The organism is Pantoea hericii (assembly GCF_014155795.1).
Classification (GTDB): domain Bacteria; phylum Pseudomonadota; class Gammaproteobacteria; order Enterobacterales; family Enterobacteriaceae; genus Pantoea; species Pantoea eucalypti.
Genome location: NZ_SCKV01000001.1, coordinates 733,356 through 756,252, shown reverse-complemented (window position 1 = coordinate 756,252; position 22,897 = coordinate 733,356). Strand labels below are relative to the sequence as shown.

The following is a 22,897-nucleotide window of genomic DNA, read 5'->3' as shown; positions in this document are numbered from 1 at the left end:
GGTAAATTTCGCTGGCGTTTATAAGGTGATGAAGTCGAAATATTTCATGAAAAATATTGCGGCTCATTGCATTATTTAGTGATTTTGCTCACATAATTAGCCTTATACGGCAGGTAGCAATCACCAAAAGGGTTAATAAACTATATAGACATTGTTGCTATGGCGTGACTGTTTATGACCGTTTGTGTGGGTTTGACCGTTTAAATCCACGCCTGACTTTCTCAGCGTTCCTGTTAAGTCACCTGAGGGTGATGGAAAGAGAAAAAATAACAGACTCAGTCCTGGTGATTCAGACGAAAATCAAGCTGTTCCGGCAATGGTTCTTCCGCTGAGCGGTTTCTGCTTTTATGATCACGAGACTGCCGTAATGGAATGCGCAGCCTCGTTCACGCTTTTCATCTTTCAGTTTTGTGACTCTCTGACCGTTGTTTATGGGCGCTTTAGTGCGCTCAATCACCGGGCTACGTACAAATGTAAATGTAATTGATAATAGTTATCGTTTACATTATTGTTCGTTCTTCTTCAGGGAAACGCAAAGGAATCGGAAGAAGATGAATTATCCTCAGAAATTAGTAAAAGTGCTTTCTGGCAAGCAGGTAGCTGCCGGATTCGCAGGCCTCACGTTCGGTTTGCTTAGTGTAACGGCACAGGCGGTCACCGTCACAGACGTTGCGGGACGCACGGTTACCGTGCCGGATGATGTTCAGCGTGTGGTACTCGGAGAAGGCCGCTTGTTCTTCGCTCTTTCGCTGCTTGAGGGCCAGAAACCGTTTGACCGAATCGTCGGCTGGCAGGGCGATTTCCGTAAACTTGACCCGCAAACCTACGCCACCTATCGGGCGAAGTTCCCGCAAATCGACAACATTCCGTTGATCGGCACGACCAGTGCCGACACCATCAGCCCTGAAAAAGTGCTGACACTGAATCCGCAGCTGGCGATTTTCGGTTTGTCGGGTCACGGTCCGGGCAAAGGAAGTGAGCTGGTGAAACAGCTGCAAAACGCCGGTGTGCCCGTGGTGTTTGTGGACTTCCGCACCTCTCCGCTCAAAAACACTCTGCCGAGTATGGAACTGTTGGGCAAAGTACTGAATCGTGAGAAACAGGCGCAGGAGTACATCCGCTTCTATCAGGAAAATATTAAACGCGTCACCGATGTGACCCGCGATATCCCGCTGCAGAATAAACCGAAAGTCTTTATCGAACTGCGAGCCTCCACAGCAGATGAATGTTGCCGCTCAGCCGGTAACGGCAACATGGGTGATTTTATCGATCTGGCGGGTGGCGTGAATATCGCCAAACCTCTGCTGCCGGGCGCGCTCGGTCAGGTGAATCTGGAAAAAGTCATTGCCGCGCAGCCGGATGTCTATCTGGTCAGCGGCGGTGCCAGACCACCGAAAGCGGGTGATCCGCAGCCGGTCAGTTTAGTGCTGGGCGCGCAGACCTCACCAGAACAGGCAAGCGCCAGCCTGAAGCCGCTGCTGGCGCGTAAAGGCATCAGCACGCTGAAAGCCGTGCAAGAGGGGCGCAGTTTTGGCATCTGGCACAACTATTACAACTCTCCCTATAACGTGCTGGCCGTTCAGTACTTTGCCAAAGCATTTTATCCGCAAAAGTTTGCCGGGCTCGATCCGCAGAAAACACAAAAACAACTTTATAAACAGTTCCTCGCTGTCGAACCGACCGGCACTTACTGGACAGAGTAAAAGGAACTTTGCCCCGGCTGCCGGGGCGTTTTACCTCTCGGAGAGAAGAAATGGTTAAGACTAACTTTACACCTGCCGTTAAAGCGGGGCTGTTTGCACAACTGATTACTGCCACGATGCCGGTGATGGCAGAAGAGGCCAGCGAGGTGAAAGAAAATGAAGATCAGATGGTGGTTACAGCCTCCTCTGTCGAACAAAATCTCAAAGATGCCCCCGCCAGTATCAGCGTAATCACTCGCGAAGATCTGCAGAGAAAACCGGTACAAAACCTCAAAGAGGTGCTGAAAGACGTTCCCGGCGTACAGCTCACCAATGAAAGCGATAACCGACAGGGTGTCAGCATTCGCGGACTGGGCAGCAGCTACACGCTGATCCTGGTCGACGGCAAACGCGTGAATTCCCGCAACGCCGTCTTCCGCCATAACGATTTTGATCTGAGCTGGATCCCGGCAGAATCGATCGAACGTATTGAAGTGGTGCGCGGGCCAATGTCCTCTTTATATGGGTCCGATGCGCTGGGTGGTGTGGTCAACATTATCACCCGTAAAGTCGGCACCCAGTGGCACGGCACGCTGAGCGCAGACACCACCGTTCAGGAACACCGCGATCGCGGTGACAGCGGCAACGGCAATTTCTTTGCCAGCGGCCCGCTGGTTGACGATTTACTGGGCGTGAAAGTTTATGGTGCGCTGGGTAAACGCAATAAAGATCAGGCCAGTTCCGCCAGTGGCAGCACTGGTCAGCCGCGCATTGAAGGTTACACATCGCGTAATGCTAATGTGGAATTCTCACTGACGCCGGATAAAGATCAGGACATCACGTTCGGTTACGGGATGGATCGTCAGGATCGGGATTCCGACACGCTGGATAAAAACCGTATCGAGCGCGAAAACTACTCGCTCGGCCACGCTGGCCGCTGGGGAGTGGCGAATACCGAACTGCGTTTTTACGGTGAAAAAATCGAAAATAAAAACGCCAAAACCATTACCTCGAAAAACAATTCTCTCGACGGCAAAGTCGTGATCCCGCTGGGTGATTACACTCAATTCCTGACGTTCGGCGGTGAATACCGCAATGATAAGCTGGAAGATGCGGTAAACATGAAAAATGGCGGCAGCGTGCAGGCTAATCAGTATGCGCTGTTCCTGGAAGATGAATGGCACATCTTCGAAAACCTGACGCTGACTGGCGGCGTACGCATGGATGACCACGAGAACTACGGCGTCAACTGGAGCCCGCGTGCCTATCTGGTCTACAACGCCACCGATACGGTCACGTTGAAAGGCGGCTGGGCATCCGCTTTCAAAGCGCCTTCTCTGCTTCAACTGAGCCCGGACTGGCTCAGTGGTTCATGCCGCGGGAGCTGCAATGTGGTGGGCAATAAGGATCTGAAAGCAGAAACCAGCGAAAGCATGGAGTTCGGACTCTATTACGCCGGTCAGAGAGGGTGGCTTGAAGATGTTACCGCCAGCGCGACGGTGTTTCAGAACGACATTGACGACATGATTACGGTTATCCGCACCGCCAACCGCAGTCTGGCGCCATCCTATCCAAACTTTGCCGGATTTGATGCCAGCGGCAATCCGATCTTCCGCTATTACAACGTGAATAAAGCACGGATCCGCGGGCTGGAAACGGAGCTCGGTCTGCCGGTCGCCGACAAGCTGAATCTCCGGCTGAATTACACCTACAATGACGCCCGCGATCTGAGTAACGGCGGCAACAAACCGCTGTCTGAACTGCCGTTCCACACGACAAATGCGACGCTTGACTGGAAACCGCTGGAGGACTGGAGCTTCTATCTTTCCGCGAATTACAAAGGCAAGAGCCGCACGGTGACCGATGGCAATGCAACACCAGGCGGATATACCACCTGGAATACCGGCGGGTCATATCAGGTGAACAAAGCGGTGAAAATCAATGCTGGCGTTCTGAACCTGACCGATAAAGATCTCAACCGCGACGACTACAGCTATAACGAAGATGGCCGCAGATATTTCGCGGCTGTTGATTACAGTTTCTGATCGTCAGCGCCGGCCGGGACATCAGCAGTCCCGGCTGTTTTTGCGCTTTAAGTGGTTACTACGGGTTCCATCAGAGCCTGACATCAGAATCAGTCCGTCCTGACGATGCATTGTAAGAACGCAGAAGATGCCTGTTCAGTTCTGATCTCATTCAGCGATGTCACTCACCGACAATTAATGTGCACGATTATTTTGCGCGTGCATAAAGCGTGCACGCCAGGGCTTGAGCACCCACAACGCCAGACCGGCCGTGATAAAGTCGAAGGTAATCGCGCAGCCAAAGACCAGGTGCCAGTTATGGGTGTGCTGATACATCAGCGCCGCCAGCGGCCCACCAAAGATCGAGCCAATTCCCTGAGACATATAGAGCCAGCCATAATTCGTGGAGGCATTTTCACTGCCAAAAGTATCGGTTAGTGTGGAGGGGAACAGCGAGAAGATTTCACCCCACCCGAAGAACACGACGCCTGAAAGCAGTACGAACAGCACGGGATCTTCACGGCAGGCGAGCCACAACGTCATCGCGACACCTTCCAGTGCGAAGGCAATAAACATGGTATTTTCGCGGCCGTAGCGGTCGGAAATAAAACCAAACAGCGGGCGCGTCAAACCATTGGTGAAACGGTCGATGGTCAGCGCCAGGGGCAGGGCGGCCATACCGAAAACGACAGCTTTGCTGATGCCGAAGTCTTCGGCAAAAATCGCCATCTGCGAAGTGACCATCAACCCTGAGGTCGACATCATTGTCATCATCATGAACATCAGCCAGAACAGCGGCTGGCGCAGCATTTCTCTGGATTTAAACTGGCGCTGGCCTCGTACGGGTGACGATGTGTTGCTGACCGGCATCATCGCGCTGCTTTCAGGCAGCCTCAGGTTCTGGCTGGCGAGAAGGCCCACAGCGGCGAAGATGAGACCAAATGTCGTCATCGTCTGTTCCAGCCCGTAGCTATTAAGAGAAATGGAAATCGGGAAGGTGGTAAAAATCGCACCCATGCCATAGCCTGCCGCCACTGTTCCGGCGGCAAAACCGCGTTGCTGTGGAAACCACTTCATCACCAGTCCCACTACGCCGATATACACAATCCCCGTCCCCAGTCCGCCCAGGCAGCCATAGACCAGATAGAGAGCCGTCAGGCTATCGACCCGGGCCGCGATTACCCAGCTGAAGCCCGCCATCAGCGTACCGATGGAGATCAGCAGACGTGGACCAAAGCGCTCAACCAGCCGGCCCTGGAAGGGTGAAAAAAAGGTCTGCAGAATAATCAGCAGCGAGAACGTGACCTGCAGTTCCGCCAGCCCGACGCCGAGTTTGGCAATCATCGGTTTGGTTAACAGCGTCCAGACGTACTGCGGGCTGGAAATAGCCGCCATGCAAATGAGTCCAAGCAGAAGCTGCACCCATTTGCTGTTTTTCGCTATTACCACCGGTTCGCTTATCGAGGTCATTATTATGTCTCCACTTTACGCTCTGCTACACAGCTGAAATCAGTCTGCTCTGTTTACACACTGTTCTGGCATTGCGCAGTTCCAAACCTTTGCCTGCTGCTAATGCCAGATTACTGAGACCGATATGCCGGTACATAGGTGTAAGAAGAGAATTAAGCAGAAAATGTGCCAACAAAAATAACCATTAATATCAACATGTAATAAGATGGCTTAGAGGTTTAGTGTGATGAAGTGCAAAGATTTAGTGCGCTGAGATGGTGCGTGGGAAAGCGCTGGTGGTCAGAAAGGTAGCCGGTGGTTTTGGTTTTTAGGATGATGCGCTGATAGGGGCTGTCGTAAAGAGCTTTAACCGGTGGCTGAAAGATTGGGTATGGAATGGGTAGATTCAGGCTGTATGAAAAAACTGGAAACGCAAATAGCCCGTAGGGTTTTCATCTTCGGGGCTTTAGGGAGTTTGATGATGGATCGGGTAATCATCAACCAGGAAAATGTACTCCTGAAAGCCTTATTTCTCTGAAGAGATCTGACGAACAGTCATCAGGAATTCATGAGCAGTGGTTTCCCAAAGTTCAGGGGCAAAATCAAACCCATATCGTTTCCTGAATTCCTCTTCGACATTGCCACCATAGGCTGAGATAAAATCGTCAACTTCTTCAACGAGATCATTAAGCATCCAGTCTGGTACTGACTTTTTGAAAAGCCGCACGATGCCTTTGATCGTATCCTCGCCATCATTGATGATGTCTGCGTCCTGATTGAAATAACCGAAAATCAGTTGGTCAAGAAAGTGGAATTTTTGCATTTTCTACCTATAAATCCGGGAATGCTGTGAGAAGGTAGTAGGGTTTGCCGTTATATTGCTGAAACTCGATAACAACTCTCACATTTTTCATGACTATTCGCTGGCTACCTCCGCGCCGGAAACCATAGCCGATTGCTTTGCCAGATGCATTGCGAATAGTCAGCCTGCCTCCGCTCAACACCGATTTTATTTCGTCACGGTTAGCGAAAAGCGCTTTCGATATAGTTTCTTCTGCTGACCGTACCTGTGTCCAGTCACTGCGTCCGGGCGTGGAGGTGCACGGCCAGCGGGTCACAAAGATGCAGCTGAACAGCGACACCATGACAATCGCCTGGACGCCGCGAAACCGCACAACAGGCCAGCCGCTGCTGAGTTTCTGCCAAAGTTCGACAATTGAAAAGAGTGAAAAGAATTTCAGGAATTTTTAGTAATAGGATCTCCAAAAGGAGCTAAAGAAAAACATAACTTATTTTTATAGCTTAAAATAATTCTGTTTATGTATATTTAAATGGATCGTCTTTTAGATAACATGTTTATAATTATAATCGTTAAATAACTATATAAATCAATTTTTAACATGGGGTCTAATTAGTGGTGGTGCTGGAATATAGTTCCAATGGAAATCCTGCGTCAGATTAGATATTCTCAACCCGGGACATAATTTGCTTATAAGGAAGAGTATGGACGCAAAGCAAATTGCTTATGGAATTGTGGATGGTATGTCATCGATTCCTTCGAGCATGTATCAGGGAGTTAAAAGAACGTGGCAGGGTAGCGGCCTTGCAGGGAGCGATCTTAAGAACCGGAATCGAAGGGAAACAGAACGATTTATGCGGTTGGTTAAGGCCAATACAGGCAGGCATGAACCAATCCGATAGCTGATTACTATTGTGATTTTCGATTTTTATGCAAAGCTCGATAATGAGAGTAAGCAAGCTATTGATAGTAAACTGGGTTATGGTGCTGGCAGGCTAGGGGGAAGGGTAGGTTCACAATTTATTCTGGCCCAGTTTATAGCTAAAAAAATATTAACTCGTATTGTTACTGCTGAGACCTTTAAGCGGTTTGTGAGAGTTGGTTCGTCGCTATCGTTGAACCTTCTCATGATTCAAGGGTTAATCGAAGAGGCTTCACTCGCATCAAGACGGATGAAAAGCAGATTCCCAAAGACCTATTCTAAGGTTTCCCGACTGAATTTGGATATGGTCTATTTTCTAGTTGAGAAGCCACTTGAACCCTATCTGATGTACATCAACAGCCATACGTTAATGTGTAAAGGTATACAGAATGAACTCTGCAAAATCATTTCTACTAAAATTTGTTAAGTTCATAGGTATACAAACTACTAATGTGGTTGAAGCTTTTTCCACGGGGATCTGCTCCTTCGCAGCATTTTTCTCGTTGTTTATATTTGAAGGCTGGCCATTAAAGATTGTTGGTTTTTTTGGTTTTTTCATACTGGCCTGGTTTATCGCTTATCTAATGGATAAGCTAAAAGGTGAAGCATGATTATTATGTCACATAATCTGTAAGTTATGATATTAAACGCCAAAGCCATGATACTAATCATGGCCTTTTTTATTGCGTACTTTCTCTTATCAAAACCAGCATATCTCAAGGATGTGCTCTATGTAGTAATTTCTGGTGATCCTTTAACCACTATGTGATCTGGCTGTGTGGTGAATACTGGAATGTAAGGTTAAAAAGAAGTAGAGCACAGCAAACCTGAAGGGTTGTTTGTGGTATATAAACGTTTTCGGATCGTTATGAAGCATACCAGGCACCTTACTCACACTGGGAAAAGTAGCAAGAGCACAGGCATCATAACAATTATCAAACCATTGGGGGCGGATGACTTTCGCTGTCGTCGATTTGCCGCAACAGAAAAAGAAAAAGGGTTGCGCTGGAACGTAACCCTTTAATTTTTTGCTGGTGGAATCTGAATGGATTTTTTATCTTTATGAATTTAAATGAAAATTATTAATTATAAAATTATTGGTATATATAAACATATACCAATTGCTTCTGTTAAATGGTTTTTTATGCAGGTGAGGGCGATGGCTTTGCATCTATCGTCAGATACGCTTTCAGACCTGAAGAGCGTTTTACGCCACGCGGATCGGAAAAAAAAGGGACTCGGAGCTTTGGCGAGCCGTTCACTTTAATTGTCCGGACAGACCCGCCAATGAAATTGAACTCAATGGTTTCGTGATTGACAGACAGCGCCTCGAAAGAGCCTGACGAATACTCATTGCCAACCTGCAAACTTTCAACAATACCCTGACTCAGGCTGATGAGAGTAACAGTAAGGAACTCCTCAAAGCTCACATCATCCGTTGTGAAAAGAATATACCTGTCATTGTCGATTTTAACGGATGCTTCGAGTACCTGTCCTTTTACAGTGATACCCGTCGGTTTGTTATCGATCAATACTTCAGAAACGGCTTGCTGAAAATCAGTCGCTTTACTTTTCTCAACAAGTCTTACCGAGAGAGTTTGTTCCATGACTATCCTCATGCTGGAAAAGTTAAATAATATTAAGCCGGATCAAAAATGCGATAAGTCCAAATAACAAACAGCATGAAAAACCAAATGCAAAAGTATAGTAAAGTGGTTTGAGAGTATTTATTTTTTTAAGATTTTTATCTTCATATGCAAAGCTATAAGCATTGTCGCTCCTGTTTAAAAAAGGGATTTTTTTGTTTTGTTTTAATCGCATAAAAAAATATGTCATTAGAGGTGAACCTATATATCCCATATTGCAGTGCAACAAGTAAGGAGTGGGAAGTGTATGCTTTTGTTGGAAGTCTGAGATCAATTCCTGGTAACGGGATCTGTTTATTAGATACAATAGAACACTTACTATTAAGCAAACCAAAGGAAGCATAATCAAAACCATCAGGGCCGATTTCATTTTCAAATTCCCATGTATTCATAGATAGTATCCATAACTGAGTCGCTCGCTTTGCCACCTGCGTAACCTCCAGCGATTGAGCCAACTGCTGCGCATACTACTGCGCCGGTTCCTGCGGTGGCGATTCCTATTGCTGCGCACACACCTACTCCTGCCAGAGAACCTGCTGCACCACCTCCTATACCTGCTAAAGTCGAAGCGCCGAACTTACCGTACTCTTTGAACGCAGTTCTTTTACATTCACTCTCACGACCTTTAACGCAGGCATTGACTACGTCATTGGTAGTTCCAGCAAAGGCAAATCCCATCCCTATGTAACCACCTGATTTTAAAAACTTTGCCGCTTTTGCTGCATTGCCGATATAACTTGAATATCCTGGTATCCCTGCCAGTCCCACTGTAGACCATTCATGTACTATGGAGCGGCTGGATAGATTTAGCGCTCTACGCATGTCGTCGTAAGGCTTGAACTTCACCGCATAACGTATCAATGATTTCAGTATCGGTTTGTTCACAAGTTCTTTTAGCTGATTAAAGAGTTGGTTACGCTCTGCGAAGAATTGCTGACTAATCAGTGTTCCCTGAGTACGGAACTGATTTTGGTAACTGATCTCTATCTTTTTGAGGGTATTCTCGATCTCAGAAAAGTATCTCTCACCGGCGTCACCAATAATTCCAAACACTTTATCACCCGCAGCGGTCAATGCAGCGATTAAACCATAATGCTGCTGCATGAAACCTGCTTCGTCAGGAGTCACTCCAACAAATGCAGTATTAGTTTTCTGTTTGGCCTGCCTTAAAGCGCCCAACATTTGCATAGTTTGTGAAGAAGCTGGATCTGCTACGATAACTATCTGGCCCGGACTAAGCCATGGTGTGTCTGCATTGGTCTGCATAAAGAGACGAGCTGCTTCAGAGTTACTGTCATTAAAGAGCATTCTTGCCTGGAATCCGAGGTTGCCAGGTTGTTGAACTACACAGTAAGCGGGGGCCAGATTGCGCGGCATGTGATTTCCTCCATTGAAACAGTTGCTTAGTTAAAAATTTAAGTCTGTTTTGTCCATTGATACTTCAATCATGCAGGATATTGTAAATGTGTCTAATGATTTAGGCAAAGTATTGGTTTATATATCAAATCTTTATGACATTGAAAGCGGCTGGCTTGCTCCCAGTATTAGATACAACGATCAGTTAGTAATGTCGGTTTGTTTACCTTCTAATTTTCCATTTCTCCAGCCTGCTGCAAATTCAACTGGCGTCTGATAATTCAGCGATGAATGAGCTCTGGACTCGTTATAGTCCTGCCGCCAGTCTGCGGTATACCCGCTTGTTGATTAACGTTAAGATCCTCCCGACGCAGTAGCTGCGAGATGCGCCGATAACCAAAACGCCTACGTTCAAGCACCGGTCAACTGATACGCCTTGATAAATGTGCATCAGCAGATGGACGCTGAGCATAATAACGGCAGGTCGATAGGGGCAAACGCTTAAGCCTGCAGGCAGCTTCTTGAATCTGGCGTTCTCTTCCTTAGGCGACTTAAGACGTTTAACCTCGGGCACTAACATACCGTCATACTTCCTACGCCACGTGTAAAAGGTGGCGTAGGAAAATCTCTTGTTGATAGGGATGTCCTCATGTGGCTTATGAAAACATTACTAATATCGGTGTGTACTAATCAACGGGGAGCAGGTCAGAGGTGCCTAAAAGATTGGTAATTAATTAATTCCCTTCGGACTTCGCGGGACAAATTAAGGACACAAAAAAGCCCGCAATGCTTTCACCGTGCGGGCTTACAGGACTTCGATGATGGTTCTGGTAACCATCAACCAAGAATTTTGGTGGGCTGGCGTCTCTGTAATTGAGCTTTTATCTATTTAATAAGAATAAAGATTATTTATTTTAAAATTATATAAAGGCTCTAAAAAGGAACCAAAAAACATAATGAATGTTATTTATAAGTCTGAATTAAATATTTTACATATTTTTATAAGATAGTCGTTAAGGGTACAGCATTCTGACATGTCATTTGAAGCGGATTTGCATATGGCTATAGCCTGAGGTCGTAATCTCAGTAATGATTATGGTTCGAGAATATGGCTAGGAGCGAAGTGGTGAAAAATTGGTCTACTGAGGATACAAGAGCAGTTAAAGCTTGGCTGAACATTTCAAACTATAGAAAGTTCGAAGAGACCACGCTTAACTGTCTCTATCATGAGTTATGGGCAAGAGCCCTTCTTTTTAAGCCATGGCCTAGTGAAGAAGAAAAGGTCGGCCTCGGTGGTTATATGAGACAGATCTTCAATGGGAAGCCTTTCCTCTTCGAGCCCGAACAGCTTAACTACATGCAAGATTATCAAACTCTTCAAAGCCCACCACATATCTTCATTACAGACATAAGCCGCCTTGCTCAACTCAGTGTAACTGGTCTCCGGGTAAATCTGTTCTCCTGGGAGCAAGGTAGTGACGAGTACTGCGTAAACCTTCCCCACCATGAAGCATATGTATCTACGGTTATGTCAGCGATATGTGAAAGCACCGTCCTTTTAGAAATCGACCTTGCCAGTGGTACAGACGATGAAATTGCAGAGTCTATCAAATCAGCTCTTCCGCAATGGAGACGCGTGAAGGGGATTGAAGCTGACGAGTCAGGGGCTGTGCGCTTCGGCTACGGCACAATCAAGAAGGTTATCTCTTATCGTCTCATAGCAATGCTCGACGTTCTTTTATGGGCAAAGGTGTATGACTTGCGCGTTTCAGACGATCGGCTTTCCAGACTGCTGTACACAGATGAAGACGATGAGGCAGTTATCCGTCTTAGCTACCATATCAAAGACGCTGATAGACCACTGGCTATGAAAGCAGCAACGATTGATTTCGTTCGCCAATTCAACTTCTTCATAAATCGAAACCCCCACCTTAAAAATATGAGAGTTTCAGACGTCATGAAACTCTCGGATTCCAACTGACCCAGTCTTCAGTGGTCCTGCTGTCAGGGACCACACTAACTCGTGCCTTCCTGTCTTCGTTACAGTTGCTCTCATTGAAACCAATCGAGGAGAGCACCATGAACCGACATAATACGAAACTAATCCGTTTACCTATTGTGATTGAGAGAACCGGCTTCAGTCGTTCCTGGATCTATGAGTTGATTAATCAAAAGCAGTTTCCTCAACCTATCAAAATTGGCTCTCGTGCGGTGGCATTTATTGAAAGCGAAATCGAAGATTTTCTTCAGGAATTGATCAGTAAATCACGCTCATTGACTAAATTAGAAGGATAACAATATGAATATTTCAGATTTTATTATGGGGAATGGTTATTTTGAAAATTTAGACTTTGAAGAGATTGAAAGAAGGTTTGATTTATCAATAATTGAAGATTTATCAGATGACGATTTTAATCGTGCAGTAATTAATCTTTTAAATATGTACTTATTAGGGAATTCATATGTTTCATTCCGTATTGTTGAAACATTTAATGACTCGGAGGAACTGAGAGTATATGAAACTTGGATTCGTTTATTTAAGGAAAGAGACGACATGGAAAATCTAATTCTTAAGTTTATTACATTTAAACTATCTAATAAATCCTGATTGATTTGTAAACAGGTTTATAAGTTAACAGTTTGCTGTTTACAGTTTTATTTGCAAAGTTAGTAAATAACTTTATTTATTAAAGAGTTAAGTTTTCAAAGTAAAACTAAAGGATTTTAATAACCCTCTAGAGGGTTATTAAAATTTCCGGGCTGCAAACCCCAGCGGCAAAACATTCTTACACTTAAAACAAATATATTTTTGTAAATAGCTTTTTTCATATGATTTATTTAGTACCACTCAATAATAAAATGTAAATAGAGGGTGTAAATGGACTGTGTATTAAAATTAAAAAGGCTAAGGAATGATAATGGTGTTCGTACTTGCATGATAGTAAATGCAAGTAATGGCCTGCCGTTAGTATATGAGAATTTATATGTGGCTGTATTGTCTCGTACCAAAAACTATTCATACTCAACAATTGAATCAATTGCAGGAGTGCTAATGTCATATGCAAAATATCTAAATGACAAAGGCATAACACTTGATAGCAAAGTTAATAAAGAAAGGTTATTAGAGGGTAGATTAGCATATGACACAATGATTCATTTTTCATCTAAACATAAAGAAGCAAAAGTAACAAAAATTAAAGAAGAACGAATCATATCAGAATGCTCTCTTCACTATAAGTTAAGCGTCATAGAAAAATACCTAGTATGGTTTTTCTTAAATGTTATAGAGAGCAACAATAAAGATGCAGAACTGATTTCACGTAACTTTGAATATGTAAGGCCAAACATTAAGGTAAGAAAGTCATACTCAGAGCTTGAGAATAAGTCATTAGATAAAGATCAGATTAAAGCACTAAAGGAATTGATCAAAATTGACAGTGAGAGCAATCCCTTTAAAGACTGTGTGAAATTCAGAAACGAAGTGATAATAAGTATTTTATTAGAGACAGGCATAAGAGGTGGTGAGCTACTTAACCTAAAAACTGATGACTTTAAATACAATAAAAAGGAACTTCATATAATCAGAAGGCCCGACGATAAAGAAGAAACAAGGTTAAGGCAACCATTAGTTAAAACGGCTGAACGTAAGATACCTTTGACTAAGGCACTTTGTGAAAGAATAAAAATTTATATAGATAAGGAGAGGAGTAATCAAAAACTATCCAAAGGACATAATTATCTGATGGTAACACATAGTTCTAACTTTGTTATGGGGAGTCCATTAACTATTTCGGGCTACCAAAAAATATTCAATATTATTAGGATGAATGAAGCTTTGCTAAAGAATTTTGTCGCGCATTCGCTACGGCATACCTGGAACGTGAATTACTCAGAACATGTATACCAATTAGCTAACCCAGCTAACTACGAAATGTATGAAAAAGTCAGAAATTATCTAATGGGTTGGAGCAGGAGAAGTAAAACTTCTGAAGTATATACACAACGTTATCTCATAAATGAGTCATATAAGATAATGCAATTTATGAACGCTACTAGCCTTCTTGAAAAGGAACCGAAAAAGCATGCACAAAATATTACAAAAACCAGAAAATCAATATTCGGATTTTGAAACTGTGAACGGAAAAAAGAAAGTCTGTTTTTCTGATTCAATATGGAGCTTAGATTACGGGATAAAGATTAACTTCAACCAGCTTATAGGCACAGACAAATTCTTAATGCTTATAAAATGTACTTTTGCGTATTGCTTAAAAAAGCATAGCGTAAGCTATGTTAGAAAAATGTTCTTCGCTATAAAGCATTACCAGAAAGAAGTTAAAGGGGGTGTTATAGAATTTAGCTACGGAGAAGTTGCAAACTATTTTAATCGTTTTGAATGTGATAACTATACTCATTCAGAAACCATGAAGTATTTTCTTCTAAAGTTAAACTCCCAATTTCCCAATTTATTAGACAACAGTGTGAAAGAGCTAATACAAAATGTAAGAGTAAAAAAACCTGACGCTAAGAAAAACGTAAATACTCACGATTATGATAAAGGTCCATTTAGCGACAAACAGTTAAATGAAATAATCAGGCTGAGTACGTTAGCTTTTCAGCATCAACAAATAACTTTTTCAAACTACCTTATGTTAACCCTCCTGATATACTCAGGAAGAAGGCCATTTCAAATCAACTTAATACAGATCCAAGATGTTGTTTCACTACATGGAAAATATTTTATAGATGTTCCACAAATCAAGCAAAAAAACAGCTATCGACAGACGTTCTCTAAATTAGAAATTCCTGAAAGTTTATATAGCCATCTTAAGTTTTTGTCTAATGCGGTGGTTGAACTGGTCGAAAATACATTGAGTATTAAGATGAGCTACAATCAAACTCAGGAGTTACCGGTTTTTATAAGCACTGATCCTTTTAAAACTAAAAAGGTCACTGTAGATAGCTTAAAAAATGGAGATTTAGTAATAACATCTCGTCAATTTGCAAGTAGAATTCGGTGTACTGTCAATAAATCAATTGCTAATTCTTCAATAAATTTTGGCAATATAAATTCAAGAAGATTCAGATATACATTGGGTACAAAGGCTGCTGAGAAAGGCTTTTGTGCCGCAGCAATTGCGAAAGCCTTAGATCATACGTCCTCCAAATCGGTTCGTTCTTATGTACATAACAATGCTAATAATGGGGCAAAAATTAATGCCATTATGAATTCAGCAATGATTCCGATAGCTAATTTGTTTGTTGAACCAATAACATTTACTGCAGAGATATGTGCACTTGAAGAAACCATAAAAGAAATTAAAAAAACCTTTGCTGATACTCATGAACTAATCGAAATTGAACGAGTGATTTCAAAAGAAATGTCAGAAATAGTTAATATAATCAAAGTTATGGAGGATAAGTTATGAGTAATTTATGCGAGTTGCAAATAAAAAAATTCATTCAGGAATCTAAGTGTCAGGCTTCGCTTAGTAATGAGGTTAACTGGGAAGATCATAAATGGGATAATGGAATGACATTCTACAAATATAGCTGGAAGTCACGTAACATGAAGCAACCATTATCTGAATATATGTCAGATTTTATTAAGTCTTATCTAGTTAAAATTGGTTTAAATAAAATCAATAAGTGCATTGCAATTCTTCGTGCTTTCAAAGTTTTAGAAGTAACCATGTCGAATTTGAGCAATAGCTATAAGATAAGCAATTTAAACTCAAGGGTATTGGATAAGGCAATGGAGCTTGCTTACAACCAATATTCACAGGGAAAGGTCAATGAGATCTACTTGAATATTAAGCATATTTGTAATTTTCTAGTAAGAAATGAAATGATTGAAGCTAATATATTAAATTGGACTTACCCTCTGACTGAAAGTAATAGTCAGAATAAAACAATTGCAGAAGAGGAAAATGGTTTAAACGATAAACTTCCTGATCCAAGAGTCATTAGTTTTATGGGGGGGGTATTCAAATCTAAACCACAAGGTCTTCGTGATATTTATACAAGCTCTATTTTTGCTTTGTTATTGTGCGCCCCCTCACGAATCAATGAAATCATGGAACTAAATGAAGACTGCCTAGTTGTATTGAAAGATTCAAAAGACATTGAAAGGCCTTGTCTCAGGTTCTACTCAGAAAAAGGATTTGGGTTTAATATGAAATGGCTCCCAGACTGTATGTTTCCGGTTGCTGAAGAAGCAATCCACCGCATTAAAGAAGTTAGTACTAATGCTCGAGCTGTCTGCTCCGTTATTGAGAAAGGTGAAAAAGCATTTTATAAAAAACTCAATAAAAGTAAACTCGAAGTTATTACGAATCAAGATCTTTATAATTTAGGTTTTGACATCAAAACCCCACAAATGAACTTTGAGAATAAAGCATTTCTTCAAGAAATTGAAAACAATGTGATTAGTTGCTCACACTTTTGGAATTATCTTTATAGAAAAAATAGACCCGTAAAAGACGGCAATAAAAAAGCATTGCCTTCATGGGGAAATAAGCTATTTATTGTGAATAAATACCAACTAAATTCTTCAAAAAACACCGACATATTCACACTTGAAAGAGTAAAGAGCCGTTACTTCTTTGGCGAGTTCAATATAACATTAACAAGAAATAACCCGCGAATGAACATTTTTAATAGAAATAAATCTTTAAACTCTTATCCAGGAGAGATCAAATTTAACAGCCACCAAATCAGACATTTGCTTAATACGATGGCTCAAAGAACGACTCTCTCTGAGGTGGAAATTGCTTTATGGTCCGGTAGGAAAAACATTCATCATAACGATAATTATAACCATGTCTCTCATGATGAGTTGGCAGATCTATCACGTGAATTAATGAATAATATAAATCATATTTCGTCAGCCAAGATTGAAGGTCCTTCTAATAGAAGTGCACAAAATGAAATTGAGGGAAAGATATCTTACCTTTTGAAGGTTATTGAATATTTAAGCTCAGAGCAAAAAAAAGAAATTAGAACAAAAATCACAGTATTAAGTCTTTACCTTGAAAAACAATTAAGAGGAGTGGTAGAAAATGACAAGAAAGTTTCATGAAAAAGAGATTAAAACGATAGTGTCAATTATTGATAATTGGAAGAAAAAGGAGTTTTCTTGGACCTTATTATGTACAGCATGTAAGCCACATTTGGGAAAAATACCGACACGCCAAGCGTTATGTAAGCACATTGAGATAGCTATCGCTTACAAGACAAGAAAGAAGTCTATCTCTCTTCCTAAGCAGGGTCTCAAGGTTCCTGGTAGTCTCACTCTTGCAGCAGAAAGAATTAATAGACTTGAGAGCGACAATAAGTCTTTAGCCTATGAAAACACAAATTTATTACTCAAAATAAGAAAAATGCACGAGAACGCCTATCGTCACAATATATCCATTTCTCTTCTTGAAGAAGAATTACCGCAGAGGTTAAGAAAGTAATATTTTGATAGGTTGCACCTATTGACTAGGTTTATTTTTATGATATTTATTAACATGTCAGGAAGACAATTTTGCAAGGATGCAACTATGAATAATTCTACTGTTCTGTCGAAAGAAGAGAAACTGCTTCTTCTTCTACAACTTTTTATTGAACGTCTTAAACAATCAGGTTTTCAGCAAGAGAAAATCATTCGCTATATCTGGCTCTTCTGTGTTGGCTACTACATTAAATACCACCTGTCCCAGGCTAATGATCATTTGGTTGATCGCTTCACTATTATCTCAATGCTTTCAAACGCGCTGAAGGGGAGTTCACAGCGGGTCATAAACACACTTGGGTATGAACATGAAATCACTTTTTTCTTCCGCTTTTTGATCCACTATGCAATCGACAATGAAGAAGAGGCAGAGGGCGTTTATAAAGAGGAACGCGTTAAGTATGAGAAAGCGATACTGTTGGGGCAAATAGTAGCGGTAAAAACAAAGAAGAAAAGAAGCAGGATTTGACTATTGCTTTTATTTCAATTGGATAGCACTACGAGTTAAGCTTTGCCTTTAGTTTTTATGACTTGAATGTTAACTAAATCTTATGTGTTATAACTTTAAGTTCTTTCGGAATTTTCTGAATGTTGTAGTGTGTGACGAGTTATTACACACGAGGACTTCAAACATGACTTGTCAGCAACAGCACCGCTATAACCCTGATTTTAGCAATCTTCCTGATGACCAAAGCAAGTTTAATGGACGGCACAAATGTGCTGGCTGTGCTTATGACTATGGTTATGACTTAGGCCTGTCTAAGTCTCAAAGCCTTCATATTGATTTTTCCATACTGCCAGATAGTCAAGCAGGCACTGTAAGGCATCGCAGTGTTCAGGCTGCTTTTGCTAAAGGGTATTTTGAAGGATTAATCGCTTCTTATAGATAATAAAGATTAAGTGGCAGGATGACATGAATATTATTTTTAGGTGGGATTTATGAATGGGAACTATTATTGGTGGGGCTTAGAAGAATCTACCTTTAAAGGAGTGCTTTATGATTCTATAAACACTTATTTTTTACATGATCATCCTTATAAAAACTGGAAAGAATTTTCTGAAGCAGATCCTCATATGGCTTACGCACATTTAACTTATGTAAGATTTGAGGCGTTAGAGCAACAATTTGTTGATTTAAGAGTTATTCCACAAATGCTTGGGGTTCAAGACTTACCTATAAAATCCATTGTCAAAGATATTAATAGGTATGAGTGGCTGCAATCTATTGTTGATTTAACGCTATTCAGATTTTCAAGCTTAAGAGACATTTGTTTTCACTTTGTAAATGAAGTTTTAGAGTTAAAAATTAAAGATCATGAGTTAAATATAAAAAAACTTAAGTCTAAACTAAGAGATTCTTACCCTAATGTATTGATTAATTTAAAGGTTTTGGATTCCTCTGGCTTACCATTACGCGAAGATAGAAATGAAAGAGCTCATAAAGGCTTTTGTAAGTTGTATACGGAAGATGATGGTTTTTTAAAACTGCAGCCTGGATGGAAAAACCAGGGCAAGTCATGGAAGGTTATGATTTAATATCAGTCTATAACTCAGCGAGAGATAAAATAAGCTCCATCGTAATTGATGAGGTTGAAATAGCTCTTAAAGCTTGTGTAAACTTAGTCAATGAACTTTATGACTATTATCGTGACCATTATGATTTTCTATCTAAGAATTCCCGAAGTGGTGTTTCAGGACATTTTCATGATTATCATAGGAAAAAATAACGATTTTATCTTTGAGGAATTGTTGTTTCTTAAACTGGTTGAGTTAATTAAGAGGTTAATGTGGATCATTATGAAGCTTTAGGAGATGAAATCTCTAATATAACAGATTTATCTAACGGGGTAGGGGTTAATTCTTTTTTCGCACAAGAGGTTTTACGTTTTCATTCGATTGCGGGAACAATATCAAATACGTTCGACTTAGATAATTTATCTAAACCTGAAGAAAGATATATTACCCATATCTTATCCCGCTCTTTACTTGAAAATTATTTTTGGATTCTTTATATATTTGATGACGAAAATAAAAAGATCGAAAGATATGAATATTTATTAAATTCTTTTAAAAAAGAATATCTTAAACTCATGAATGAGCCAGCCATAAACTGTCAGATTGGATTAGAGCCTGCGGATCCTGCATGGTCAAGTATTCCTCATGGGCTAAATTTGAATAGCATGCTCGCTCAATTAAAAAATAATTATGGCGATCGGCTTAGTTATCTATATTTCACTTACCGTATATCTAGTTTTGATACTCACGGGAAAAATCTCAGTACAGTATTCGAAAGTGTATTTAATAAGAAATCTAATTTCCCTTTTTTAAAGTTGAAATATGCATTTGATTTGATATCAAATCAATATCTTATAATTATACAAGAATTGCGTAGTAGTGGAGATATTAAATAAAAATATTAGATGTGGCTTGTGGTTAACTAATATTTAAGGCGATGAGGGAATTTTAAGCTTCACTGTGGCCGACTATCAGATATGGTGGTGTTCCACTTAGTAAACTTATCAGATTATGTCTTCGGTAATAAAAATTAATAGAGCGGTTTACCGCTCTATTTGGTTTACAAACTATTATGTACAGAATCGTTACCTTCTGATAATGACCATGTTTCTACCTTCCCATTTTCAAAAAGTACGGTCAATGATTTTGTTTTCAAGTCTGTCCCATTAGAAAATAATCCAACAATAGGGATATAAGTTGTTAATGTCATTTTGGAGTCCACTAACGAGTAAAGCCACCTTTCTGTATTGCTATCGACAGAGGTTTTACTTGTTGGCTCTCCATAAATTGAAAGAACCTCAGCTTCAGTAGTTCGACCTTTGAAGATCTTTGACGCAATACTTTGCTGCGTCTCATTTTTAATTGATTGGTTCCCTGCTGTTGACGAACAGCCTGATAAAACGATAAGAGTTAATAAAGCTCCTGCAACCTTAGCTTTCATTATTTATTCCTTATTAATAACCTGAGAAAGAACTCTTAACCAGCGTTTAATTTGCATTTCCATATCTTTATAACCGGTGTCCTGGTGAAACTTCCCTTTTTGCGGATAGAACTTGATCTGCCATTCGGGAAAAATGACGTCCTTAACCTCAATGAAAAGACCTGAGTTGTTGAGATTTTGCTGTCTGATAGCGCCGGTTCCAAATCCCCCGTCATAGCCACCAGATTCCAAATTGTATCGCCAACCGATTACTGAGCTAAAAGGATACGTTTTTTCGTTCTTACCATTCCTGAGCGTAATAGTTTGCTGCTTCTCATTTAGCAGTAGCTTTGAGTTTTTGAATTCATGGCTCCAGGAGCCGTCATTGCCTTCGTTGAAGTTATCGAAAGTTGAGACGTTATCTTTCTTATGCTTATAGCTAACACCAGCTGTCAAGAGTAAGAAAAAAGCGGGGATACACCAGAGAATAAGCATTCCCATGGCGTCAGTGGGTTTTGCCTTGAGGACGATTAATACGGCCACGCCGATTGTGAACCAGACTCTGATTGAACGGAAGTAAGAGGGTTTTCTCATACTCATGCTGCTCATGTTGAATTCCTTTTAAAACCAATAGGTGAAGGTAGTCATGTCTGTAACTAGCTGATTGGTCACTGCTTTTAATGGGCATTTTTGAGCAAGCTCAAAACTTAAGCAAATCACTTGTACCGATCGATAGATCTTGTTTGATAGTTATAATCTATCATTAAGCTATTAATTGATCTGTAAAAACGATCAATTGTTTTGTGTTTTGAAGCGCTTAGACAGGAAAAATGATGTTCTTCAGAGGCCTGGTTAGTGAGGCTTGTAAAAGCTTTTTGAAAAGTCTTCAGGTGTTTCGTTGGAATTTTTGACGTCAGGCTCAGCTGATCTCAACGCATTGATTACGGAAAATGAGGGTTTTCTGTGGAGAAATGTTTTACCTGTCTCTTTGAGCAATTTTGCAATGGCTTGAAGGTAAGGAATGCTTAGTAGCCACTTTATGACTGCCGTCATGAGGTAGTCTTTGTTGTTGGCTTGTCCCGGTGCTGTAAGCACTGTGCTGGCAGGCGTATTTGCTTCGCAGGTTTCCGCTGTCTCTACTTTATGTTCCTGCTGGGGAGGAGGTGCGATAATTTCTGACTCTAACGAAGCCGGTAGTGACGGCGTAGTATCCTCGGTCGTAGCTTCTGTTACTGAATCACTCGTCTTATCACCTCCCAGAGCCGAAGCTTTCAAAGCAAAGAGAAGGGGGTTGTCTCGTTCATGTGCGTAGTGAAGCTTCTCCTGAAGATTGGCCCATGAGTATGTCTTCCCCAGTTGCGAAGCTTTGAAAGCTATACCGGAGTATTCGAAGGAGAAACCATTCATACGACCCGTGGAGGAAATGTTTGGTAAGGGCGTTATGCCGTGCTCGCGAAGTGCTTCAATGAAGCGAGGAATATTATTGGCAGTTATAAGAAGCTCATCGATAGTGTTCTGCAGGAACGTCTTGGGCGTGGGCTGACCTTCGCGCTTTTCTTTCTGTTGCTCGTTGCGAGACAGCTTCTTGCGCATTCTGACAGGGGAAGGGCTATGTGAAGGAGAGGGACCTTTGGTTCTGGTCAGGCCATGAGTCAGCTCCAGCTCCTGAATTATGCGTGTACTCGCAAGGTTTTCATTCCTGCCCAGGTATAGCTTCCCACTAATCAGATCCACTCTGCTCGCAATGATATGAATGTGCTGGCCGGCCTCGTCGTCATGTATGACATAGCAGCGTAGGTGCGTCTCACTGAACCCCATGCGATTCATGTAGTCGTCAGCAAACATAACCCATTGCTTCACTGTAAGGGATTCACCTTGAGGCAGGCGAAGTGAGTTGTGCCATACAGGTTTCAGTATGTCTGTACGAAGTGAAGCAGAGGCGTCGAACTCAGTAATCAGTTCAGGTGCTGAAGCGCCCAGCATGTTCCCGCCGATGACTACGGGATCAGTTTTATGGTGCGTTCCAGGTTTCAACGCGTACAGAACAACTCCGGCAAAGCTCTTACCTCGTTTGATCTTCTGCATGCCCTTCATTAGAGGGGATACTCCATAGATCAGCAGTAAGGAGGCGAGAACGAAGCTCACTGATTTGACGTTTTACAGCGAAGAGTTCTGTCTTTGTCAGCGAGCTACATGATTGCTTAGCATTCAGGTGATTTAGGATCTCATTAAGCCTGTGATTTATCTCACCCAACATTTTCCATGCGTTTCGGTTGATTTCTGGAACGACAATAGGTTGATTATTCATGAAGCACATTCGAAGCCATTCGCCTTTAGCATGGCCTTTGCGTTCAAAATCTAATTTATATACCTCTAAATTATTTAACCTGACGCTGACGCAATGAGTGCGTAAGTTTTTTAAAAGAGGTGTGTGATAGGTTATATCCATTTAAAATCCTTTTAATATTTGAATGAATGCATATTACTTATGCTTACATTTATTTATATCTCTTAATGCGATTCTGTCAACAAAGCCTATACGATTTATATTTTTCCTCAGTTACATCATGTAAATTCCCAAATTAATTT

25 protein-coding genes and 2 pseudogenes are annotated in these 22,897 nt (G+C 41.5%); 15 read left to right on the top strand and 12 right to left on the bottom strand.

Translation table 11 applies throughout. The annotated features are described in order from the left end of the window. Positions 1–551 precede the first annotated feature (551 nt). Positions 552–1,703 carry an ABC transporter substrate-binding protein gene (locus H7K52_RS03460; protein ID WP_182629692.1) on the top strand — a complete coding sequence of 384 codons (1,152 nt, stop codon included), beginning with the start codon at positions 552–554 and terminating at the stop codon, positions 1,701–1,703. A 50-nt stretch (positions 1,704–1,753) separates the two neighbouring features. Next, positions 1,754–3,727, top strand: coding sequence for a catecholate siderophore receptor CirA (gene cirA / locus H7K52_RS03455; RefSeq protein WP_182629691.1), 1,974 nt, complete (start codon positions 1,754–1,756; stop codon positions 3,725–3,727). A 174-nt stretch (positions 3,728–3,901) separates the two neighbouring features. On the opposite strand, the gene oxlT is transcribed toward cirA, so the two are convergent. The 3 genes from oxlT to H7K52_RS03440 form a co-directional block, all read right to left on the bottom strand. Continuing rightward, positions 3,902–5,176, bottom strand: a complete 1,275-nt coding sequence (oxlT, locus tag H7K52_RS03450) for an oxalate/formate MFS antiporter (RefSeq protein ID WP_140033127.1) — start codon at positions 5,174–5,176, stop codon at positions 3,902–3,904. 505 nt (positions 5,177–5,681) lie between these two features. Further along, positions 5,682–5,978, bottom strand: a complete 297-nt coding sequence (locus H7K52_RS03445) for a contact-dependent growth inhibition system immunity protein (RefSeq protein ID WP_140033128.1) — start codon at positions 5,976–5,978, stop codon at positions 5,682–5,684. Positions 5,979–5,985: 7 nt separating this feature from the next. Continuing rightward, entirely contained in the window at positions 5,986–6,273 is a 288-nt protein-coding gene (locus tag H7K52_RS03440) for an RNase A-like domain-containing protein (RefSeq protein WP_238329310.1), read from the bottom strand. Between the two features lie 992 nt (positions 6,274–7,265). On the opposite strand from H7K52_RS03440, the gene H7K52_RS03435 reads away from it, so the two are divergent. Continuing rightward, entirely contained in the window at positions 7,266–7,487 is a 222-nt protein-coding gene (locus tag H7K52_RS03435; protein WP_050556827.1) for a hypothetical protein, read from the top strand. 531 nt (positions 7,488–8,018) lie between these two features. Here H7K52_RS03435 and H7K52_RS03430 read toward each other — a convergent pair. The 5 genes and pseudogenes from H7K52_RS03430 to H7K52_RS03415 all read right to left on the bottom strand — a co-directional run. Continuing rightward, positions 8,019–8,483 carry a hypothetical protein gene (locus tag H7K52_RS03430; protein ID WP_140033129.1) on the bottom strand — a complete coding sequence of 155 codons (465 nt, stop codon included), beginning with the start codon at positions 8,481–8,483 and terminating at the stop codon, positions 8,019–8,021. Between the two features lie 155 nt (positions 8,484–8,638). Continuing rightward, positions 8,639–8,914 carry a hypothetical protein gene (locus H7K52_RS03425; RefSeq protein WP_140033130.1) on the bottom strand — a complete coding sequence of 92 codons (276 nt, stop codon included), beginning with the start codon at positions 8,912–8,914 and terminating at the stop codon, positions 8,639–8,641. Then, positions 8,895–9,899 carry a hypothetical protein gene (locus tag H7K52_RS03420; protein ID WP_182629690.1) on the bottom strand — a complete coding sequence of 335 codons (1,005 nt, stop codon included), beginning with the start codon at positions 9,897–9,899 and terminating at the stop codon, positions 8,895–8,897. The genes H7K52_RS03425 and H7K52_RS03420 overlap by 20 nt, the downstream gene beginning before the upstream one ends. A gap of 180 nt (positions 9,900–10,079) precedes the next feature. Continuing rightward, positions 10,080–10,208: pseudogene (locus H7K52_RS19030) on the bottom strand (integrase core domain-containing protein); the annotation flags it as partial. Beyond that, positions 10,207–10,500 (bottom strand): annotated as a pseudogene (locus H7K52_RS03415) (IS3 family transposase); the annotation flags it as partial. The pseudogenes H7K52_RS19030 and H7K52_RS03415, both read right to left, overlap by 2 nt. A 504-nt stretch (positions 10,501–11,004) precedes the next feature. Here H7K52_RS03415 and H7K52_RS03410 point away from each other — a divergent pair. The 12 genes from H7K52_RS03410 to H7K52_RS03360 all read left to right on the top strand — a co-directional run bounded on the left by H7K52_RS03410 (position 11,005) and on the right by H7K52_RS03360 (position 19,784). Beyond that, positions 11,005–11,859: a DUF6387 family protein gene (locus H7K52_RS03410; protein ID WP_182629706.1), complete on the top strand. Its 855-nt coding sequence runs from the start codon at positions 11,005–11,007 to the stop codon at positions 11,857–11,859. A gap of 98 nt (positions 11,860–11,957) precedes the next feature. Beyond that, the gene (locus H7K52_RS03405) at positions 11,958–12,173 is read left to right on the top strand and encodes a helix-turn-helix transcriptional regulator (protein ID WP_022624082.1); all 216 of its coding nucleotides are present in this window, start codon (positions 11,958–11,960) and stop codon (positions 12,171–12,173) included. 4 nt (positions 12,174–12,177) lie between these two features. Next, positions 12,178–12,486 (top strand): hypothetical protein, encoded by a 309-nt coding sequence (locus H7K52_RS03400; protein WP_182629689.1) that lies wholly within the window; start codon positions 12,178–12,180, stop codon positions 12,484–12,486. Between the two features lie 444 nt (positions 12,487–12,930). Next, on the top strand, positions 12,931–14,007 hold the full coding sequence (locus H7K52_RS03395) for a site-specific integrase (RefSeq protein ID WP_182629688.1): 1,077 nt from the start codon (positions 12,931–12,933) through the stop codon (positions 14,005–14,007). Continuing rightward, positions 13,961–15,304 (top strand): tyrosine-type recombinase/integrase, encoded by a 1,344-nt coding sequence (locus H7K52_RS03390; RefSeq protein ID WP_182629687.1) that lies wholly within the window; start codon positions 13,961–13,963, stop codon positions 15,302–15,304. The genes H7K52_RS03395 and H7K52_RS03390 overlap by 47 nt, the downstream gene beginning before the upstream one ends. Beyond that, positions 15,301–16,956 carry a hypothetical protein gene (locus tag H7K52_RS03385; RefSeq protein WP_182629686.1) on the top strand — a complete coding sequence of 552 codons (1,656 nt, stop codon included), beginning with the start codon at positions 15,301–15,303 and terminating at the stop codon, positions 16,954–16,956. The genes H7K52_RS03390 and H7K52_RS03385 overlap by 4 nt, the downstream gene beginning before the upstream one ends. Then, positions 16,937–17,335, top strand: coding sequence for a hypothetical protein (locus H7K52_RS03380; RefSeq protein ID WP_182629685.1), 399 nt, complete (start codon positions 16,937–16,939; stop codon positions 17,333–17,335). Before H7K52_RS03385 ends, H7K52_RS03380 begins: the two co-directional genes overlap by 20 nt. Positions 17,336–17,422: 87 nt before the next feature. Then, on the top strand, positions 17,423–17,842 hold the full coding sequence (locus H7K52_RS03375) for a hypothetical protein (RefSeq protein WP_182629684.1): 420 nt from the start codon (positions 17,423–17,425) through the stop codon (positions 17,840–17,842). Between the two features lie 163 nt (positions 17,843–18,005). After that, entirely contained in the window at positions 18,006–18,263 is a 258-nt protein-coding gene (locus H7K52_RS03370; RefSeq protein WP_182629683.1) for a hypothetical protein, read from the top strand. A 49-nt stretch (positions 18,264–18,312) separates the two neighbouring features. Beyond that, positions 18,313–18,909 (top strand): Cthe_2314 family HEPN domain-containing protein, encoded by a 597-nt coding sequence (locus H7K52_RS03365; protein WP_259400619.1) that lies wholly within the window; start codon positions 18,313–18,315, stop codon positions 18,907–18,909. Further along, positions 18,891–19,100, top strand: coding sequence for a hypothetical protein (locus tag H7K52_RS18915; RefSeq protein ID WP_259400618.1), 210 nt, complete (start codon positions 18,891–18,893; stop codon positions 19,098–19,100). The genes H7K52_RS03365 and H7K52_RS18915 overlap by 19 nt, the downstream gene beginning before the upstream one ends. Positions 19,101–19,160: 60 nt before the next feature. Continuing rightward, positions 19,161–19,784 carry a hypothetical protein gene (locus H7K52_RS03360; RefSeq protein ID WP_182629682.1) on the top strand — a complete coding sequence of 208 codons (624 nt, stop codon included), beginning with the start codon at positions 19,161–19,163 and terminating at the stop codon, positions 19,782–19,784. 164 nt (positions 19,785–19,948) lie between these two features. Here the strand turns inward: H7K52_RS03360 and H7K52_RS03355 are convergent, their stop codons facing one another. The 4 genes from H7K52_RS03355 to H7K52_RS03340 form a co-directional block, all read right to left on the bottom strand. Continuing rightward, complete coding sequence (locus H7K52_RS03355) at positions 19,949–20,329, bottom strand: hypothetical protein (protein WP_182629681.1); 381 nt, start codon at positions 20,327–20,329, stop codon at positions 19,949–19,951. 3 nt (positions 20,330–20,332) lie between these two features. Beyond that, the gene (locus H7K52_RS03350) at positions 20,333–20,917 is read right to left on the bottom strand and encodes a DUF4755 domain-containing protein (RefSeq protein ID WP_182629680.1); all 585 of its coding nucleotides are present in this window, start codon (positions 20,915–20,917) and stop codon (positions 20,333–20,335) included. 243 nt (positions 20,918–21,160) lie between these two features. Further along, positions 21,161–22,393: a relaxase/mobilization nuclease domain-containing protein gene (locus tag H7K52_RS03345; protein ID WP_259400617.1), complete on the bottom strand. Its 1,233-nt coding sequence runs from the start codon at positions 22,391–22,393 to the stop codon at positions 21,161–21,163. Beyond that, positions 22,371–22,757: a hypothetical protein gene (locus tag H7K52_RS03340; RefSeq protein ID WP_182629679.1), complete on the bottom strand. Its 387-nt coding sequence runs from the start codon at positions 22,755–22,757 to the stop codon at positions 22,371–22,373. Before H7K52_RS03340 ends, H7K52_RS03345 begins: the two co-directional genes overlap by 23 nt. Positions 22,758–22,897 lie beyond the last annotated feature (140 nt).